At 70.9% G+C, this 15,706-nt stretch carries 16 protein-coding genes; 5 read left to right on the top strand and 11 right to left on the bottom strand.

Annotated features, from left to right (window positions below; all coding sequences use genetic code 11):
• Positions 1–178: 178 nt before the first annotated feature.
• From manB to rfbD, 3 genes are read right to left on the bottom strand one after another with little or no spacing between them, the layout of a single operon-like run.
• Complete coding sequence (gene manB, locus BHQ18_RS16600) at positions 179–1,255, bottom strand: mannose-1-phosphate guanylyltransferase ManB (RefSeq protein WP_069414718.1); 1,077 nt, start codon at positions 1,253–1,255, stop codon at positions 179–181.
• Position 1,256: 1 nt separating this feature from the next.
• Positions 1,257–2,141, bottom strand: coding sequence for a glycosyltransferase family 2 protein (locus tag BHQ18_RS16595; protein WP_069414717.1), 885 nt, complete (start codon positions 2,139–2,141; stop codon positions 1,257–1,259).
• Positions 2,138–3,028, bottom strand: coding sequence for a dTDP-4-dehydrorhamnose reductase (gene rfbD / locus BHQ18_RS16590; protein ID WP_069414746.1), 891 nt, complete (start codon positions 3,026–3,028; stop codon positions 2,138–2,140). Before rfbD ends, BHQ18_RS16595 begins: the two co-directional genes overlap by 4 nt.
• Before the next feature lie 67 nt (positions 3,029–3,095).
• Between rfbD and BHQ18_RS16585 the strand changes: the two genes are divergently transcribed.
• Together BHQ18_RS16585 and BHQ18_RS16580 are read left to right on the top strand one after the other, a co-directional pair.
• Complete coding sequence (locus BHQ18_RS16585) at positions 3,096–4,562, top strand: LCP family protein (RefSeq protein WP_069414716.1); 1,467 nt, start codon at positions 3,096–3,098, stop codon at positions 4,560–4,562.
• A complete protein-coding gene (locus BHQ18_RS16580; protein ID WP_069414715.1) occupies positions 4,550–5,278 on the top strand; it encodes a TIGR03089 family protein in 729 nt (242 codons plus the stop codon). Before BHQ18_RS16585 ends, BHQ18_RS16580 begins: the two co-directional genes overlap by 13 nt.
• Positions 5,279–5,289: 11 nt before the next feature.
• Here the strand turns inward: BHQ18_RS16580 and BHQ18_RS16575 are convergent, their stop codons facing one another.
• Entirely contained in the window at positions 5,290–6,582 is a 1,293-nt protein-coding gene (locus BHQ18_RS16575) for a WS/DGAT domain-containing protein (RefSeq protein ID WP_234794207.1), read from the bottom strand.
• A 163-nt stretch (positions 6,583–6,745) separates the two neighbouring features.
• Between BHQ18_RS16575 and BHQ18_RS16570 the strand changes: the two genes are divergently transcribed.
• Entirely contained in the window at positions 6,746–7,900 is a 1,155-nt protein-coding gene (locus tag BHQ18_RS16570; RefSeq protein WP_165614567.1) for an AMP-binding protein, read from the top strand.
• Positions 7,901–7,915: 15 nt separating this feature from the next.
• Entirely contained in the window at positions 7,916–8,182 is a 267-nt protein-coding gene (locus BHQ18_RS16565) for a hypothetical protein (RefSeq protein WP_069414712.1), read from the top strand.
• On the opposite strand, the gene BHQ18_RS16560 is transcribed toward BHQ18_RS16565, so the two are convergent.
• Genes BHQ18_RS16560 through BHQ18_RS16550 form a run of 3 tightly spaced genes read right to left on the bottom strand, consistent with a single transcriptional unit; the run spans position 8,171 to position 11,116 of the window.
• Complete coding sequence (locus tag BHQ18_RS16560) at positions 8,171–9,334, bottom strand: acyl-CoA dehydrogenase (protein ID WP_069414711.1); 1,164 nt, start codon at positions 9,332–9,334, stop codon at positions 8,171–8,173. The two genes, BHQ18_RS16565 and BHQ18_RS16560, sit on opposite strands and share 12 nt — an antisense overlap.
• Before the next feature lie 56 nt (positions 9,335–9,390).
• Positions 9,391–9,903 carry a 5-(carboxyamino)imidazole ribonucleotide mutase gene (gene purE, locus BHQ18_RS16555; RefSeq protein WP_069414710.1) on the bottom strand — a complete coding sequence of 171 codons (513 nt, stop codon included), beginning with the start codon at positions 9,901–9,903 and terminating at the stop codon, positions 9,391–9,393.
• On the bottom strand, positions 9,896–11,116 hold the full coding sequence (locus BHQ18_RS16550) for a 5-(carboxyamino)imidazole ribonucleotide synthase (protein ID WP_264010318.1): 1,221 nt from the start codon (positions 11,114–11,116) through the stop codon (positions 9,896–9,898). The genes purE and BHQ18_RS16550 overlap by 8 nt, the downstream gene beginning before the upstream one ends.
• A gap of 103 nt (positions 11,117–11,219) precedes the next feature.
• Here BHQ18_RS16550 and BHQ18_RS16545 point away from each other — a divergent pair, with 103 nt between their 5' ends.
• Positions 11,220–11,915 (top strand): GtrA family protein, encoded by a 696-nt coding sequence (locus BHQ18_RS16545; RefSeq protein ID WP_069414709.1) that lies wholly within the window; start codon positions 11,220–11,222, stop codon positions 11,913–11,915.
• On the opposite strand, the gene BHQ18_RS16540 is transcribed toward BHQ18_RS16545, so the two are convergent.
• The 4 genes from BHQ18_RS16540 to BHQ18_RS16525 form a co-directional block, all read right to left on the bottom strand.
• A complete protein-coding gene (locus BHQ18_RS16540; RefSeq protein ID WP_069414708.1) occupies positions 11,870–12,388 on the bottom strand; it encodes a PH domain-containing protein in 519 nt (172 codons plus the stop codon). The genes BHQ18_RS16545 and BHQ18_RS16540 overlap by 46 nt on opposite strands.
• 80 nt (positions 12,389–12,468) lie before the next feature.
• Complete coding sequence (locus tag BHQ18_RS16535) at positions 12,469–13,641, bottom strand: lipase family protein (RefSeq protein WP_109789317.1); 1,173 nt, start codon at positions 13,639–13,641, stop codon at positions 12,469–12,471.
• A gap of 7 nt (positions 13,642–13,648) precedes the next feature.
• Positions 13,649–14,446 (bottom strand): biotin--[acetyl-CoA-carboxylase] ligase, encoded by a 798-nt coding sequence (locus BHQ18_RS16530; protein ID WP_069414707.1) that lies wholly within the window; start codon positions 14,444–14,446, stop codon positions 13,649–13,651.
• A complete protein-coding gene (locus BHQ18_RS16525; protein ID WP_069414706.1) occupies positions 14,436–15,689 on the bottom strand; it encodes a lipase family protein in 1,254 nt (417 codons plus the stop codon). The genes BHQ18_RS16530 and BHQ18_RS16525 overlap by 11 nt, the downstream gene beginning before the upstream one ends.
• Positions 15,690–15,706 lie beyond the last annotated feature (17 nt).

The raw sequence follows: 15,706 nt of genomic DNA, 5'->3' as shown, positions 1-15,706 counted from the left end.
TGTCCAGCCGCCGCCGTCGCGATACGAAGATCCATCGCCGCCACCTTCTGAGCCATGGATCATCTTGCCCAGGCCCCTACTCAGGTGTCAGCGATGTCCCGAGACATACACCTGTCAGCGATGTCCCTAAACACGACATGGCGCCCAGCGCAACCAACTGCACCGAAATCGCGGGTTGTTAGATGTCGGTGGAGAAGCGGATGCCGCCGTCGGGGATCGTCACCCCGGGCCACACCCGCGCGCCGCGCAGCAACTCGCAGCGGGCGCCGATGTCGGCCCCGTCGCCGATCACCCCGTCGCGGATCAGCGCCCGCGGCCCGATCCGCGCGCCGAAGCCGATGATCGAGCGTTCGATCACCGCGCCCGCCCCGACCTTCGCGCCGTCGAAGATCACCGCGCCGTCGAGCCTTGCGCCACCGGCGATCTCAGCGCCACGGCCCACGACGGTGCCGCCGATCAACAGCGCGCCGGGGGCGACGCTGGCGCCGTCGTGCACCAGCTCCTCGCCGCGGTGCCCGCCGAGCGCCGGTGACGGCGCGATACCGCGGACCAGATCCGCTGAGCCCCGCACGAAATCCTCCGGGGTGCCCATGTCGCGCCAGTACGTCGAGTCGACGTAACCGCACACCCGCAGCCCGTCGGTCAGCAGGCCCGGGAACACCTCACGCTCCACCGACAGCGCCCGGTCCTTCGGGATGCGCTCGATGACCTCGCGTTTGAACACGTAACAGCCGGCGTTGATCTGGTCGGTCGGCGGGTCCTGCGTCTTCTCCAGGAACGCGGTCACCATGCCCTCGGAGTCGGTGGGCACACACCCGAACGCGCGCGGGTCACCGACGCGCACCAGGTGCAGCGTGACGTCGGCGTCGTTGTCCTCGTGGCAGTTCAGCAGCGCTCGCAGATCCGCGCCCGAGAGCACGTCGCCGTTGAACACCAGCGCGGTGTCGTGGCGCAGCTTCGGGGCCACGTTGGCGATGCCGCCGCCGGTGCCCAGCGGCTCGTTCTCGACGACGTACTCGATCTGCAGCCCGAGTTTGGAGCCGTCGCCGAACTCGGCCTCGAACACGCCGGCCTTGTACGACGTCCCCAGGATCACGTGCTCGATGCCGGCATCGGCGATCCGCGACAGCAGATGCGTCAGGAACGGCAGACCGGCCGTCGGCAGCATCGGCTTGGGCGCCGACAGGGTGAGCGGCCGCAACCGGCTGCCCAGACCGCCGACCAGAATGACGGCGTCGACCTCTGCGGGATTCACGCTAGCGCCGTCCTTTCGCTCGGTTGCGCTTCGAGTTCCGGACCACCAGACGCGCACGCGCGGCCAGCGAGGCCCGGATCGTCGCGCGCAGCGGCCCCTGCCACCACTTCGGATACCGATCCGCGAGGAAAGTGTAGGTGCTGCGGTGATGGGCGGCCAAGTTGCGCGCCGGGTCGCGGCCCGTGGCGTGTCCCTTGTCGTGCAAAATCTCCGCCGCGGGCACGTAAATGTTCTGCCAGCCCGCCCGCGACAGGCGATCACCCAGGTCGACGTCTTCCATGTACATGAAATACCGCTCGTCGAAACCCGAGATCTCCTCGAACGCCGAGCGCCGCAGCAACAGACACGATCCGGACAGCCAGCCGACGGGGCGTTCGCTGGGCTGCTGTCGCTCCTGGCGGTACTCGACGGTCCAGGGGTTGGATTTCCACACCGGCCCGACCACGGCGTGCATCCCGCCGCGGACCAGGCTGGGCTGGTGCCGCGCCGACGGGTAGACCGAGCCGTCGGGGTCGCGGATCAGCGGCCCCAGCGCACCCGCGCGGGGCCAGCGCGCCGCGGCCTCCAGCATCAGGTCGATGCTGTGCGGGCCCCACTGCACGTCGGGGTTGGCGACGATGAAGAAGTCCGAGTAGTCGGCCGTCGACAGGTATTCCGCGGCCGCGCGGTTCACCGCGCGGCCGTAGCCGAGGTTGGCGCCGGTGCGCAGCAGGCGGGCGAACGGGTAACGCTCGAGGGCCTCCTCGGGCGCTCCGTCGGTCGACCCGTTGTCGGCCATGATCACCGTCACCGACCGGTCGGTGGCGTGCGACAGCGACGCGAGGAACCGGTCCAGGTGTGGCCCCGGTGAATACGTCACCGTGATCACGACCAGTTCGTCACTCACGGCGTAGAGGGTAACGGGCCGCCCGGTCGGCCCGCCGCGAGCGCGGCATGCAGCGCCTCGCGCCACGGGCGCAGCGGGGTCAACCCGGCGTCGGCCGAGCAGCGCCCGGACAGCGCCGAGTACGCCGGTCGAGGGGCCGGCCGGGGGTGCCGGTCGCTGCCGACGGGCCGCACCCGCTCCGGGTCGGCGCCGACGGCCTCGAACACCGCGCACGCCTGGTCGAACCGGCTGGCCTGGCCGGCGTTGGCGGCGTGCAGCAGCGGCGCGCGAACCTCGCCGTCGGCGATCTGCAGCAGCGCGGCCACCAGATCGCCGACGTAGGTCGGTGAACCGACCTGGTCGGCCACCACGTCGACGGTCTCGTCGCCGGCGGCCTTGCGGCGCATCGCGGCGGCGAAGTCGGCGCCGTCGGCGCCCTCGTACACCCACGCGGTGCGCACCACGTGTGCGGTGGGCAGCGCCGCGTGTACGGCCTGCTCGCCGGCCAGCTTGGTGCGGCCATAGACGTTCACCGGCCCGGTCGGGTCGTCGATCTCGTAGGGCCGGGACTGCGTGCCGGGGAACACGTAGTCGGTGGAGATGTGGATCAGCCGGGCCCCGACCGCAGCGCAGGCCCGCGCCAGATGGCCGGGTCCGTCGACGTTGACCGCGCGCGCACGGTCCGGCTCGGTCTCGGCGGCGTCGACCTGGGTAAACGCCGCGCAGTTGATCACGACGTCACCGGCGGCGACGAAACGCGCGACCGCCGACGCATCGGTGATGTCGAGTTCCGCCGAGGTCAGCGCGAGCACCTCGCGCCCCTGCCGACGGGCCTGAGCTGCCAGGACGCGGCCGACCATGCCTCCCGCGCCGGGGATAACGATTCGGCGGGACTCGGAAAAAGACATGGTCACGAGTCTGGCACGCCGACTCCGGCTACCGGGCCTGCGCCGTCCTCGCCAGTAACCTGGGCTGATGCCCGGTCGAATGCTGCGTGTCATCGCCGTGTCGGCGGCCCTGGCGGTCGTCATCGGAACGGGCGTGGCCTGGGGCAAGATCCGCTCGTTCGAATCGGGCATCAACCACATCTCGCCGATCGCGCTGGGCGAGGGCGGCGAGGACGGCGCGATCGACGTGCTGCTGGTCGGCATGGACAGCCGCACCGACGCGCACGGCAACCCGTTGTCGGCCGAGGAGCTGGCCACGCTGCGGGCCGGCGACGACGAGGCCACCAACACCGACACCATCATCCTGATCCGCATCCCCAACAACGGGCAGTCCGCGACGGCCATCTCGATCCCGCGCGACTCCTACGTCGACGCGCCCGGGGTCGCCAAGATGAAGATCAACGGCGTGTACGGATCGGTGCACGCCGAGAAGATGATCGAACTGGTCGAAGAGGACGGCGAGGATCCGGCCCAGGCGCAGCCGCAGGCCACCGAGGCCGGCCGCGAGGCGCTGATCAAGACGGTCGCCAACCTCACCGGCGTCACCGTCGACCACTACGCCGAGATCGGCCTGCTGGGCTTCGCGCTGATCACCGATGCGCTCGGCGGGGTCAATGTGTGCCTCAAAGAGCCTGTCTACGAACCGCTTTCGGGTGCCGACTTCCCGGCGGGCTGGCAGAAGCTCAACGGCCCGCAGGCGCTGAGCTTCGTGCGTCAGCGCCACGACCTTCCGCGCGGCGACCTCGACCGCGTCACCCGGCAGCAGTCGGTGATGGCCTCGCTGGCCCACGACGTGATCTCGGGTGAGACGTTGTCGAGTCCGGCCACCCTGAACCGGCTCGAGGAGGCCGTGCAGCGCTCGGTGGTGCTCTCCGACGGCTGGAACGTCATGGAGTTCGCCGAACAGCTGCAGAAGCTGGCGGCGGGCAACGTCGCGTTCGCCACCATCCCGGTGCTGCAGGAGAACGGCTGGAGCGACGACGGAATGCAGTCGGTGGTGCGGGTGGATCCGGACGCGGTCAAGAGCTGGGTCGACGGGCTGCTGCACGACCAGGACGAGGGCAAGACCGAGGAGCTCGCCTACACACCGGACAAGACCACCGCCGAGGTGGTCAACGCGACCGACATCAACGGCCTCGCCGCCGCGGTGTCCGCGGTGCTGACCGGTAAGGGGTTCACCCCCGGCCCGACCGGCAACCACGAGGGCGACCCCGTCGCTTCCAGCCAGGTCCGGGCCGCCAAGGGCGACGACCTTGGCGCGCAGGCGGTTTCGCGTGACCTCGGCGGCCTGCCGGTGGTCGAGGACCCGACGGTGCCGTCGGGCGCGGTGCGGGTCGTGCTGGCCGGCGACTACACCGGGCCGGGGTCGGGCCTCGACGGTTCGGACCCGACGCCGGTGAGCACCGACGCGCTGGCCGTCGGAGCCACCGAGACCGCGCCGCCGCCGTCGCCGATCCTGACCGCCGGCTCCGACGACCCGGCATGCGTCAACTAGCCGTGCAGACAATCACTTCGGCGATCCTCGACCCGCTGATGGCCTCGGATCCGGCCGGCCCGCGCATCACCTACTACGACGACGCCACCGGCGAGCGCATCGAGTTGTCGACGGCGACGCTGGCCAACTGGGCGGCCAAAACCGCCAACCTGCTGCGCGACGAACTCGGCGCCGGACCGTCGAGCCGCGTCGCGGTGCTGCTGCCCGCCCACTGGCAGACCGCGGCCGTGCTGCTCGGAACGTGGTGGGTGGGCGCGGAAGTCGTGCTCGCCGACCCGCAGGCGCAGGCCGACATCGCGCTGTGCACGGCGGACCGGCTCGCCGAGGCGGACGACGCGGTCGGTATGGGTGAGGTCGCGGTGCTGTCGCTGGATCCGTTCGGCAAGCCCGCGCCCGACCTACCGGTCGGGGTGACCGACTACGCGACCGCGGTGCGGGTGCACGGCGACCAGATCTCACCGGAGCGTCAGCCCGGGCCCGCGTTGGCCGGCCGCAGCGCCGAGGAGGTGCTGGCGGCGGCGCGCGAATCCGCTGCCGCGCAGGGTCTCACGGCCGCCGACCGGGTGCTGTCGAGCGCATCCTGGGAGACCGCCGAAGAACTGATCCAGAACCTGGTCGCCGTGTACGCCGCCGGGGCATCGCTGGTGCAGGTCGCCAACCCGGATCCCGCCGCGCTCGACCGGCGCAGGCAGATGGAGAAGGTGACCCGAGGCTGACCCCTCTCGTGTCAGCGGCGCAGCGCGAACACCAGCCGGTCCAGGTAGCCGTCGACGTCGGCGAGTACCGAGCTGGTGGTGTGCACGCTGAACGCCACGGTGTCGCCGATCCGGTGCACGCCGTGCGTGAGCCCCATCATCGGCATCAACGACGGGTACGAGGCGGTCAGGACCACCGGGCACCCGCCGAAAGACAGGTCGGCGGGCCCGCGCTCGACGCTGGAGACGACGGTGTGGCCACGCACCGAAGACCAATCGGCGTCGGGGTTCAGACGCCAGACGCCCGCCCGGCGCAGGGGCGCCGGAACACCGTCGAACGCGACATGCATGTCCGCGGGCAACTGCTGGTCTCGTCGGCGGATCGCGATCAGGTCCTCGACGATGCGCGCGGACCGCTCGGCCGGAGTGGCGACGTCTGGATACAGTCCGACGGCGTGCACGCTGAAATGGTTGCGCGCGCGCGGTTTTCCGCTTCTGGCGATGGCAACCTCCGCGGTGAGTGCCGAAACGTCCTCGCCCTGTTCCCGCAGGTGCGCGGCCAGCGCATCGGACACCGCGACCAGCGCCCCGACCAACACTGTGGGGCCGGGCAGTTGATCACGGTGGCAGGCGATGGTCCGTAACACGCTCGGTCCCTCGGGCCGACGGTTCGTGCTGAGCGCGGGCACCGGCGGTTTCGCCGCGGGGATCGCGCCCGATTCGGTGCCTCGCGCGAGCCGTCGGCGCGCCCGGTGGGCGGCGGCGATGTCGCGAAGTCGGCGGTCCGGCTCGGCCGGCTCGACGGGCACCGGTGGCGTCGACCGCCCGAACAGCAGACCGGCGAGTGCCGCGGTGCGAGTGCCGTCGCCGAGCGCATGAGTCATCTGCAGCACAACGACCGTCGCTGCACCGGCATGCGAGGGCACGTCGCGCACGTCAGCGAAGACGTGCAGGCGCCACGTCTGTCGGCGAGGGTCGAGTTGTCGGCGCATGAGGGCGGAGAGCTGGTCGAGGACCTGCTGCCACCCCAGGCCTGCTGCCGGTCGCACTGCGACGTTGTGCGCGCCGATCGGTGTGCCCGAAATCCAGTCCGGGAAGTGCAGGTTCAGGGCGCGGGGTCGGACGCGCAGGCCAAAGTCGACGCACTCGCGCGCCCGGTCGAGTACGTCCTCGACCGCCCGCTCGATGGATTCGGGCGTGCCCGCGAACGCGTAGACCAGGAATTGGTCGGTGGCAAACTTGGTGGCCAGCCAGTACCACAGGGCGTCGACCGGCCGCATGGGCTCGGCCGCCGCAGTCGGCGGAGGACTCACCGTCGTCTCCATGTCGCTCAGTCAACCAGTTCGCGTCACTCTCGGCCGAACCACACGCCCGGACGCGAAGCGCCGGTGGGCAGGACTCCAGCTAACATGCGGTTGGCCGGGACAACGGCGGATCCGTGCGGTCACCCGTCCCCGCGACGGGCCGAGCCGGGAACGAGGAGAAGAGTTGACCCCTTCGACGGTCAGCCATGCGCATCCGGATACCCACCGGACCCTCGAACACTACGTGCGGGCGTATCAGGGCGGGGGATCGATCGCGGTCGCGTCCGCGGCCCGGTTCGACGCGTTGCGCAAACGGCTCGCGGGATGGTCGCTGACCGACTGCACCAGCCGGTTCGAAACCGTCGCGGGCCCAGACGCTGCCGGGCTGCTGGTCATGGAGACCTCCGGCACGACCGGCGACCCGAAGCTGGTCCGCTACCGCAAGGACACCGTCGGCCGCTGCGCGCGGGCGATCGCCGAGCATCTGCCGGTCACGCCGGACCGCGAGTACATCGCGCTGGTCAATCCGCGCTTCGCCTACGGGATGTCGATCATCCACAGCCACCTGGCCGCCGGTGTCCCGGTCCGGTTCTGCACGCCGCCGGTCTCGGCGGACGCGTGGACCGGCTTCCGCGACCACCTCACACCCGAGACGTCGGTGTATCTCCTGCCGCACCAGTCGTTTCTGCTCGCCCGCGACCACGATTGGTCGTTCGACGGCGCCGTCGAACTGATCTTCGCCGGCGGCATGCTGACCGAGTCGATGGCCGCCCGGCTGCGGCCGTCGTTTCCGGCGGCGACGGTGGTCAACATGTACGGGCAGGCCGAATTGGGGCCGCGCATCGCGATCGGCCGTTCACCGCTGGCGACCTTCGTCGAGGGCGATGTCGGTGCTCCGCTTCCCGGCGTCCGGGTCCGGATCACCGACGACGGGCACATCGAGGTGGACAGCGACTACCGGATGCTGTCCTACCTGGACGCCGGTGAGGTGCCGCGGTGGTGGCCCACCGGCGACACCGGCCGCATCGCAGCCGACGGTCACCTGCACGTCAGCGGCCGCACCGCCGGCGACATCAATTTCCTGGGCAGCCGGATCGAGCTGTCGGCGCTGCGGCGCCTGACCCGCGCGGTGCCCGGCGTGCTCGACTGCCGCGTCTGGGCGGTCGAGCATTCGGTGTACGGTCAACAGCCGTCGTTGCGGGTACTCGTCGAAGCACCCGATACGACCGCCGAGCGCCGGATCCGCAGGGCGCTGGCCGACGAGATCGGCAGCAGCGCATCCGCCATCGTCATCGACGTCGTCGACATGGCAGCGCTGCCCGACTCCGGCAAGCTCTGAGCAGGAAGGAACCACGTGCCCGCGGACTGGGACGAAGTCAGGCAACGGCTTTTCGACCGCGTCTTCTACGCGTTCGACGAACGCGACGTCGAGGCGTCACAGGATCTGCACGCCGACGGCTTCCTGGACTCGCTGGCGGTGCTGGTCACACTCGGGGTCCTCGACGAGGAACTCGGTGAGGGCGTCGCGGTGGAGCAGGCGCGGGTGTCGGACACCGCGTCGATGGCGACGCTGCGGGAGCTGTATCTGCGGTTGCGTGACCGCGGCGAATCAGCGCAGTAGCGCGCGCGACATCACCACACGCTGAATCTGGTTGGTGCCCTCGTAGATCTGGGTGATCTTGGCGTCGCGCATCATCCGCTCGACCGGGAAGTCGGTGGTGTAGCCGTAACCGCCGAACAACTGCACCGCGTCGGTGGTCACCTCCATCGCCACGTCGGAGGCAAAGCACTTCGACGCCGAGGAGATGAAGCCGAGGTTGGGTTCGCCGCGCTCGGCGCGCGCGGCGGCCGTGTAGACCATCAGCCGGGCCGCCTCGATCTTCATCGCCATGTCGGCGAGCATGAACTGCACGGCCTGGAAATCGGCGATCGCCTTGCCGAACTGCTTGCGCTCCTTGACATACGCCACCGACGCCTCCAGCGCGCCCTGGGCGATGCCCACCGCCTGCGCGCCGATCGTCGGGCGGGTGTGGTCAAGGGTCGCCAGCGCGGTCTTGAACCCGGTACCGGGCTCGCCGATGATGCGGTCGCCCGGGATGCGGCAGTCCTCGAAGTACAGCTCGGTGGTCGGCGACCCCTTGATGCCCATCTTCTTCTCCTTGGCCCCCACCGAGAAGCCGGGATCGTCCTTGTGCACCACGAACGCCGAGATGCCGTTGGCGCCCTTGTCCGGGTCGGTCACCGCCATCACCGTGTACCAGGTCGAGTGTCCGCCGTTGGAGATCCAGCACTTGGCGCCGTTGAGCACCCACTCGTCGCCCACCGACTGCGCACGCGTGCGCATCGAGGCGGCGTCGCTGCCGGCCTCGCGCTCGGACAGCGCGTACGACGCGACCGCCTCACCGGCGGCGATCGACGGCAGCACCTGCTTCTTGAGGTCCTCGGAACCGCGCATCAGCAGCCCCATCGTGCCCAGCTTGTTGCAGATCGGGATCAGTGACGACGACGCGCACACCCGCGCGACCTCTTCGATCACGATGCACGCCGCGACCGAGTCGCCGCCCTGGCCGCCGTACTCCTCGGGAATGTGGATGGCGGCCATCCCCGACGCGGTCAGCGCCGCCAGAGCTTCGTCGGTGTAGCGGGCCTTCTCGTCGACATCGGCCGCGTGCGGGGCGATCTCCTTGTCGCACAGGTCACGCATCACCGCGCGCAGTTCGGTGTGCTCGTCGGACAGCTGAAAAGCATCGAACGACGGGTTACTGATCGACATGCGTACTCCTCGTTACTCGCCAGTAACTTTACTCTGGCCGGCGACCGCCGGTCACGCTACCCGCCGAGCAGGCGCTCCCGTAACGCCGCGTCCTTGTCCAACACGGTGTCGTGCAGGTCGGCCTGGAACTGCGCCATGCGGGACCGCAGCGCGGTGTCGGCGGCACCGAGAATGCGCACCGCGAGCAGGCCGGCGTTGCGGGCACCGCCGATCGACACCGTGGCCACCGGCACGCCCGCGGGCATCTGCACGATCGACAGCAGCGAGTCCAGGCCGTCGAGCCGGGCCAGCGGGACCGGCACGCCGATGACCGGAAGCGGGGTCGCCGAGGCCACCATGCCGGGCAGGTGCGCCGCGCCGCCCGCGCCGGCGATGATCACCTCGATGCCCCGGTCGGCCGCGTTCTGGGCGTACTCGAGCATCCGGGCCGGGGTGCGGTGCGCGGAGACCACGCCGACCTCGAACGGCACGTCGAACTCGGCCAGCGCGTGGGCGGCGTCCTCCATCACCGGCCAGTCGCTGTCGCTGCCCATGATCAGGCCGACCCGCGGCGCAGGAGCACTACTCATGTGGGTTCCATCCGTCCGTCCATTCCGCGTGCGACAGCCAGTGCGCCGCCCTGGTGGCCCGCTCACGCACCTCGGCGAGGTAACCCTCGTCGTCCGCCGAGCCGTTCGCGGCGCCGGTTATGTTGACATGCCCGATCTTTCGGCCGGGTCGTTCGCCCTTGCCGTACAAGTGCACCTTGGCCTCCGGCATCCTGGCGAACAGGTGGTGCAGCCGTTCATCCATGGTTATCGTCGGAACCTGTTGTGCACCCAGAACATTCGCCATGACGGTGACCGGCGCGAGCGGCGCGGTGTCACCGAGCGGGTAGTCCAGCACCGCGCGCAGATGCTGTTCGAACTGGCTGGTGCGGGCGCCGTCCATGGTCCAGTGGCCGGAGTTGTGCGGCCGCATCGCCAGTTCGTTGACCAGCAGGCGCCCGTCGACGGTCTCGAACAGCTCGACGGCCAGCACCCCCACCACCCCCAGCTCGGCGGCCAGCTTCAGACCCAATTCCCCTGCGGCGAGCCGTAATTCGTCGTCGAGCCGGGGAGCCGGAGCGATCACCTCGACGCAGATCCCGTCGCGTTGCACGGTCTGCACGACCGGCCACGCCGCACCCTGACCGAAAGGCGAACGCGCCACCAGCGCGGCCAGCTCCCGGCGCATCGCGACCCTCTCCTCGATCAGCACCTCGGCCCCGCCCGCCAGGTAGCGCTGCGCGGCGTCGCGGGCATCGGCGACGTCGCGGGCCAACGTCACGCCGCGCCCGTCGTAACCGCCGCGGGCGGTCTTGACCACGACCGCTCCCCCGACCTCGGCGGCGAACGCGTCCACATCCGCGAGGTCGCGGACCTCGGCGAACCGCGGCACCGGCGCCCCCAGCTCCGACAGCCGGCGACGCATCACGATCTTGTCCTGGGCGTGCAGCAGCGCCGACGGCGGCGGCGCGACGGTGACGCCCGCGGCGACCAGCTCGTCGAGCAGCGCGGTCGGCACGTGCTCGTGGTCGAAGGTCAACACCGACGCACCGTCGGCGACGCGGCGCAGCGCGTCCAGATCGGTGTGCTCACCGAGCACGACGTCGGGGCTGACCTGCGCGGCCGGATCGGACTCGGTCACCGCGAGCACCCGCAGCGTCTGACCGAGCGCGATCGCGGCCTGATGGGTCATCCGGGCCAGCTGACCGCCGCCGACCATGGCCACCACCGGGGGCCCACCGGGCTTGTTCGACACGCCTCAATGTTGTCATGACCGGCCACCGCGGCACCCGCCCGCGTACCACTCGCGACCTGCGCAGGTACGCGTAGGCTGCCAGATTTCCGTACACTGCCCTGTTGTGTCCTTTACCGATGCGACGATCGCACGGCTGCCGAGCCCGGTCCGGCCGTACTTCGAACGGCATCACGAACTGATCAAGTTCGCGATCGTCGGCGCGACCACGTTCATCATCGACACGTCGGTCTTCTACACGCTCAAGCTCACGGTGCTGGAACCCAAGCCGGTGACCGCCAAGATCATCGCCGGCATCGTCGCGGTGATCGCGTCCTACATCCTCAACCGCGAATGGAGCTTCCGCGACCGCGGCGGCCGCGAACGCCACCACGAGGCGCTGCTGTTCTTCGGGTTCAGCGGTGTCGGCGTGCTGCTGAGCATGGCTCCGCTGTGGTTCTCCAGCTATGTGCTGATGCTGCGGGTGCCCGAGGTCAGCCTGACGGTCGAGAACATCGCGGACTTCATCGCGGCCTACATCATCGGCAACCTGATGCAGATGGCGTTCCGGTTCTGGGCGTTCCGGCGCTGGGTGTTCCCCGACGAGTTCGGCCGCAACCCGGACAAGGCGATCGAATCGCTGACCGCCGGCGGCCTGGCCGAGGCGATGGAGGATCACCACGTCGAGCACGAGGCCGCCCGCGACGGGAGCGCCGACAAGAGCGCCGTCACCGGGAACGTCACCCCGCTGCGCACCCGCCGCGCCCGGCGGCTGGCTCAGCTCGGCGACTCCTCCGACCCCAGGGTGTCGAAGACCTCGTGATACAGCAGCGAGTGGACCCGTTCCACCCGCGGGATGTCGTAGAACTCGAGCGGGTCCTGCGCGGCTGACTCGATGATCAGCGTGCCGGTGCGCAGCATCCGGTCGAGCAGGCCGTGCCGGAACTCGACGCTGTTGATCCGCGCCAGCGGGATGTCGATCCCCGACCGGGTCAGCACCCCGTGACGGAACATCACCCGCCGGTCGGTGATCACGAAATGCGTCGTCCACCAGCTCAGGAACGGCCAGAGCGTGAGCCAGCCGACGATCACCAGCCAGATGACGCCGATCACGATCAGCACGACGTTGCGGGCGGTGCGTTCCCAGTCGGTCTGGTTGACGTATCCGGCGCCGAACGCCGCCAGCGCGGTCACCACCAGCAGGATCAGGATCGGCCCGAGCAGCCGCTTCCAGTGCGGGTGGCGGTGCAGCACCACCTGCTCGTCGGCGGCCAGCACGTTGTCCGGATAGCCCATGGTCGCTCCTCCCGTCCTGCCGCCAGCAAAGCGTAGACGAGCGCACGTCGAGTGACGGCGCAACACCGATCTCGATGGGATCAGGTCGCGCAGGTGTTGCGCACCGGTTCGTCGGCGAACCGGTCGGCCAACCAGGTCAACGCGGCGGCGAAGTCGACGTTGTGGTGGTCGCTGTCCGGTTGGTGCTGGGACTCCACCGGGCCGCTGATCGAGCAGGCCCGTGCGACGGCGTCGCGGGTCCACTGTTCGTCGATCGAGGCATCACGGCCGCCGTAGGCCACGAACAGCGGGGCGCTCAGCGGTCCCTGCGGCACCGACCAGGCCTGGAGGTAGGCGCGCAGCCGGTCGGCGGCTTCCGGGTCGGCCGGGGCGAGGTCACCGGGCCGCACGGCGGATTCGGCCGCCGGGCGGCGGTCCTCGACGTCGCCGCGGCACGCGGTCAGCACGTCCCAGTACTGCGCGACGGCGCCGCGCCGGTAGTCGTCACGGTGCAGGTCGGGGTGGATACGGGCCAGCGCCTCGACGGTGGTGGCCAGCGAGCGGGTCTGGTCGACGGTCATCGTCCCGGCGGCCGCCTTGTCGACCAGACCCGACATGTCCGCGGCGGGCGCGATGGCGGCGGCGCCGACCAGGTCGAGTTCGGGGGCGTACCCGCCGGCCTGCTCGTCGGCCGCCCATACGGCCGCACCGCCCTGCGAGGCGCCGAACGCCGCCCACCGCGGCGATGCGCTCGGGTAGACGTGGCGCAGCGCCCGGACCGAGTCGATGACGTTGAACGCGGCCGTGCGGTGGTCGAAGTACCGGTGCGGCCCGGGTGTGCCGAGCCCGGCGTAGTCGGTCACCGCGACGGCCCAGCCGCGGTCGATGAGCCCGCCGACGAAGCCGAGCATGCCGCGCAGGGTCGGTGACCGCGACGGTGCGCACTCTTCGTCGATGCCGGTGGTCGGATGGCCGACGCCGACGACCGGCCATCCGCCCTCCGGTGGCGGTCCGGCGGGGATGAAGACCATCCCGGTGACATCGGTGGGGCCGCCGTCGCCCGAAGTGGACCGGTAGGTGACCGATGCGCGCTGCATCCGGCGTTTGCCCGAAGCGGTTGCGGCGGTGGGCAGTTCGGTCACCGCGACCAGCGAGCCGGGCCCGTTGTCAGCGGGCTGATCGTCGTCACCGCGCACCCCGACAACCACCACGACCACTGCGGCGACGGCGGCCACTGCAACCACCGCGGCAGCCGACCACAGGCTCCGTCGCACGCCCGGCCTACTCCCCCGGTCGCAGGTGCACGATATCGCCCGCCGAGACCGTCGCGGTCCGCTCGCCCGTTTCGATGACAAGCCGCCCCTCGTCGTCGACGTCGCGGGCCACTCCGACGATCTCGGTGTCGCCGGGCAGGATCGCCCGGACCCGGCGGCCGAAGGTGGCGCTGTGGGCGCGGTAGTCGCGGCGCAGCGCGGGGTCGGCGCCGCCGGCCGCGCGCCACGCGGTCAGGCGCGCGCCGAGCGCGTGCAGCAGGTCGACGACGATGCGGTGCCGGTCCGGGTTGGCGACGCCGAGCGCGGCCAGCGACGCGACTTCGTCGAGCGGCACCTCGTCGGCGCGCAGGGAGACGTTGAGCCCCACCCCGATCACCACCGCCTGCTGTCCGGGGGCGACCTCGGCCAGGATGCCCGCCAGTTTCGCGCCGCCGACCAGCACGTCGTTCGGCCATTTCAACCCGACCCCGACGCCCAGCGCGGCGACGGTGTCGGTCACCGCCACCCCGGTCGCCAGCGGCAGCCAGCCCCACGCGTGAGGCGGCACGCCGGACACGTCGACGCCGACCGACATGAGGATCTGCGCGTGCGGTACGGCCGACCAGTTGCGGCCCCGGCGGCCGCGGCCGGCGGTCTGGTGTTCGGCGATCAGCACGGCGCCGCCGATGCTGTCGTGTTCGGCGCGGGCGAGCAGGTCGGCGTTGGTGGAGCGGGTCTCGGCGAGCACGTCGAGGCGCCGCCAGACCGGCCCGAGCGCCTCGGCGCGCAGCGCGGCCTCGTCGAGTTCGACGCGCTCAGCAGTCATTGGGCGCGGGCTTGCCTGCGAAGCGGTCGGCCATCCAGTCCAGCATGGTGAGCGCGTTGGCGGGGTTGTGTCCGGCGGAGGGGTCGAAGCGCACGGTGATGACACCGCCGAGCGTGCAGGCCCGTTCGACCGCCTGGGCCGTCCATGCCGCGTCGATGTAGGGATCCTTACCGCCGTACCACACGTAAAGCGGTGCGCTGAGCGGTTTCTGGGGCAGCGCCCAGTCGCGCAGGTAGCCGCGCAGCCGGTCGGCGGCTTGCGCGTCGCGCGGCGTGAAGTCCCCGCCGCCGAGCTGTTTGACCGCGGTGCCGCGCCGGTACGCGCCGGCCTCCGTGCAGTCGTTGAGCACGTTCCAGTAGTGCGCCGCCGCGCCGCGCCGGTAGTCGTCGCGGTCGAGGTCGGGATGCAGGCGGGCCAGTGATTCGATCACCATCTGCATGACCGGCCGCTGCTCCTCGGTCAACGTGCCGCGCTCGGCCTTGTCCACCAGCCCGGTGATGTCGGCGGCCGGTGAGGAGGCCAGCGCGCCGACCAGCTGCAGATCCGGTGCGTAGGTCGCGGCGAGTTCGTCGGCCGCCCACGCGGCGCCGCCGCCCTGCGAATCGCCCATCGCCGCCCAGCGTGGGGAGACGTCGGGGAAGGTGCGGCGCAGCGCGCGCACCGCGTCGATCATGTTGCGCCCGGCGGTCGCCGAGTCCGAGTACGGGTGCACACCTTTGACGCCGAGGCCCTCGAAGTCGGGCAGCGCGACCGCGTACCCGCGCCCAGCCAGCACCCGCACCACGTTGACGAGGTTGAGCAGCGACGGCGACAGCGACGGCGCGCACGTCCCTTCGATGCCCAGCGTGCCGTGCCCGAACGCCACCACCGGCCACCCGCCGTCGGGCGCCTGCCCGCGCGGGGTGAACACCGAACCCGACACGACGGTCGGTGCGCCGTCGTCGCCGGACGTCGAGCGGTAGACGACGCGGGCCGCCTCGAAGCCGCGCCCCTCGATGGTGCGCGTCACTCCCGGCATGGTGGTCGCGGTGATCAGCGACCCCGGCCCGTCGTCGTTCAGATCCGCCGTCGACACCGGCACCGGCGGGCCGCCGGAGGACGGGAACTGGTTGAGAAAGCGGGACGCCACGATCGAGGCGATCGGCTGGAGGTTGGCCGCCGCGACGATCCCCAGCACCACGAGGACGGCGACTCCGGCCCACAACGCTGTCGCGCGCAGCCCGCGGCCGCGTGGGTTACTCATGACCTCCGTAGTATGGC

The sequence above is a fragment of the Mycolicibacterium flavescens genome, from assembly GCF_001722335.1.
Taxonomy (GTDB): Bacteria; Actinomycetota; Actinomycetes; order Mycobacteriales; family Mycobacteriaceae; genus Mycobacterium; species Mycobacterium flavescens.
This window is presented reverse-complemented; position numbering and strand designations above follow the sequence as displayed.

Bases quoted from the DNA above. Each gene is read 5' to 3' on its own strand.
- BHQ18_RS16560 (WP_069414711.1), bottom strand. From the start codon at position 9,334: ATGTCGATCAGTAACCCGTCGTTCGATGCTTTTCAGCTGTCCGACGAG.
- BHQ18_RS16530 (WP_069414707.1), bottom strand. From the start codon at position 14,446: ATGACTGCTGAGCGCGTCGAACTCGACGAGGCCGCGCTGCGCGCCGAG.
- purE (WP_069414710.1), bottom strand. From the start codon at position 9,903: ATGAGTAGTGCTCCTGCGCCGCGGGTCGGCCTGATCATGGGCAGCGAC.
- rfbD (WP_069414746.1), bottom strand. From the start codon at position 3,028: ATGTCTTTTTCCGAGTCCCGCCGAATCGTTATCCCCGGCGCGGGAGGC.
- BHQ18_RS16525 (WP_069414706.1), bottom strand. From the start codon at position 15,689: ATGAGTAACCCACGCGGCCGCGGGCTGCGCGCGACAGCGTTGTGGGCC.
- BHQ18_RS16575 (WP_234794207.1), bottom strand. From the start codon at position 6,582: ATGGAGACGACGGTGAGTCCTCCGCCGACTGCGGCGGCCGAGCCCATG.
- BHQ18_RS16585 (WP_069414716.1), top strand. From the start codon at position 3,096: ATGCCCGGTCGAATGCTGCGTGTCATCGCCGTGTCGGCGGCCCTGGCG.
- BHQ18_RS16540 (WP_069414708.1), bottom strand. From the start codon at position 12,388: ATGGGCTATCCGGACAACGTGCTGGCCGCCGACGAGCAGGTGGTGCTG.
- BHQ18_RS16580 (WP_069414715.1), top strand. From the start codon at position 4,550: ATGCGTCAACTAGCCGTGCAGACAATCACTTCGGCGATCCTCGACCCG.